Genomic DNA, 1,721 nt, shown 5'->3' with positions numbered 1-1,721 from the left:
GATTGCGTTGAACAACCGATCCGAATTCAGCATTCCCCGATCATCCCGCACCGACGAAGGCGCGCCCAGGTCAGGCGCGCGGGGGCATTCCGGCCCTCGAATCCTGAGGATTTGCGGCCTCCTGGCCATGGTGCTTGTGTGGGCCTCGGCGGCGCTGGCTGCGGACGGCCCGGGTTCGCCGTACTCCGACGACATCGCGCTGACGAAAGCCACCATGTCCTCGCTGGCGGCGAAAGACTTTGCGGCAGTCCGAAACAGGCTCGATCCGGCGCTGGGCCAGATCTCGGACGAGAAGCTGGACCAGATGTCGAATGTGATCGGCGCAGGCAAGCCGATCTCGGTGGAGACGATCTCGTCGACCGGAGCTCGCGATTTTCAGACTGGGGACGGCAGCAGTCGCATCATCCTGGAATATGAATTGACGGGCAAATGGGTGGTCGTTGACGCAAGCGTCAAGACTCAGGCCGCCGCCAAGCGTTTCATGCGACTGTACCTCACCATCAACACGTTGCCGCTCAGGGAGCTCAACGCATTTCACCTGCTGGGCAAGGGGCCGGCGCAATACCTGTTTCTCGCCGCTTGGATTGCAGTCATCGGCCTCACGGGCCTGGCAATCGCCACCGCCTTCAGGCGCCATGCCGGCTGGCGCAGATGGGGGCTCATTGCCCTGATGCCGTTGGGCTTGACGCCGACACTTGCGATGAATTGGGGTACGGCACAGGCGTGGGTGATCGAGACCACCAACAATCCGGCCGGGAATGTCGTTCCGATCGTTGCCCTGCGCTGGCCGATGGCGCTATTCGGCTATACCGAGCTTGGCGCTCCGTTCCTCTACATCTCGGCTCCGCTCATCGCCTTCGGCTACCTGATCTGGAGCCGGAGGTCATCGCGACGACAACAGGCCCTGGCGGAGCAGTTTGATTGAGCCACGGCAAGGTGGCGGATGACGCTCCGCTCATCCGCCTTATGTACCGCTTCCTGATGCAGGCTTGCTTGCCCCGTCATCGGCGAGGCTGCCGATCCAGACACCAGCGTCTCCGCCATTGGGAAGAGCCGCGCTGACTCAGCGGCAATCTCCTCGTCACGCCGCTCGTACCGAGCCCAGGAACCTGCCGACCTCGGATTTCAGGCGGCTCGAATTGTGCGACAGCGAGCGCGCGGCGGCGAGGACCTGGGAGGACGCGGCGCCGGTGGAGCGGGCGCCGTCCTGCACGTCGGTGATGTTGGACGACACCTGCAGCGTGCCGTGCGCCGCCTTCTGGACGTTGCGGGCGATCTCCTGCGTCGCGCTGCCCTGCTGCTCGACGGCGGAGGCGATGGTGGAGGAGATCTCGGACAGTCGCTCGATGGTGCTGCTGATCTCGGTGATCGCGCCGACGGATTCCTTGGTCGCCATCTGGATGCCGTTGATCTGATGACCGATCTCGCCGGTCGCTTTCGCGGTCTGCTCGGCCAGCGCCTTGACCTCCGACGCCACCACCGCGAAGCCGCGGCCGGCCTCGCCGGCGCGCGCCGCCTCGATCGTCGCATTGAGCGCCAGCAGGTTGGTCTGTCCGGCGATCGTGTTGATCAGCTCGACGACATCGCCGATGCGCGCCGCCGCCTTCGAGAGCTCGCCGACGCGGCCCGTCGTGGCGCGCGCCTGGTCGACCGCGTCGCCCGCCACGCGCGCCGATTCCTGGACGCGGCGGCTGATCTCGCCGATCGAGGTCGACAGCTCC

2 protein-coding genes are annotated in these 1,721 nt (G+C 65.7%); one reads left to right on the top strand and one right to left on the bottom strand.

What is annotated here, in order from left to right; all coding sequences use genetic code 11:
- Positions 1–925, top strand: a 925-nt coding sequence (locus BRAS3809_RS28435; RefSeq protein WP_170323345.1) for a hypothetical protein, incomplete at its 5' end; no start/stop codon positions are given.
- 156 nt (positions 926–1,081) lie between these two features.
- Here the strand turns inward: BRAS3809_RS28435 and BRAS3809_RS28430 are convergent.
- On the bottom strand, positions 1,082–1,721 hold a 640-nt coding region (locus BRAS3809_RS28430; protein ID WP_035659169.1), incomplete at its 5' end, for a methyl-accepting chemotaxis protein.

Source organism: Bradyrhizobium sp. STM 3809, assembly GCF_000239795.1.
Taxonomy (GTDB): domain Bacteria; phylum Pseudomonadota; class Alphaproteobacteria; order Rhizobiales; family Xanthobacteraceae; genus Bradyrhizobium.
The sequence above is the reverse complement of the archived record's forward strand: the minus strand, read 5'-3'. Positions and strand labels throughout refer to the sequence as shown.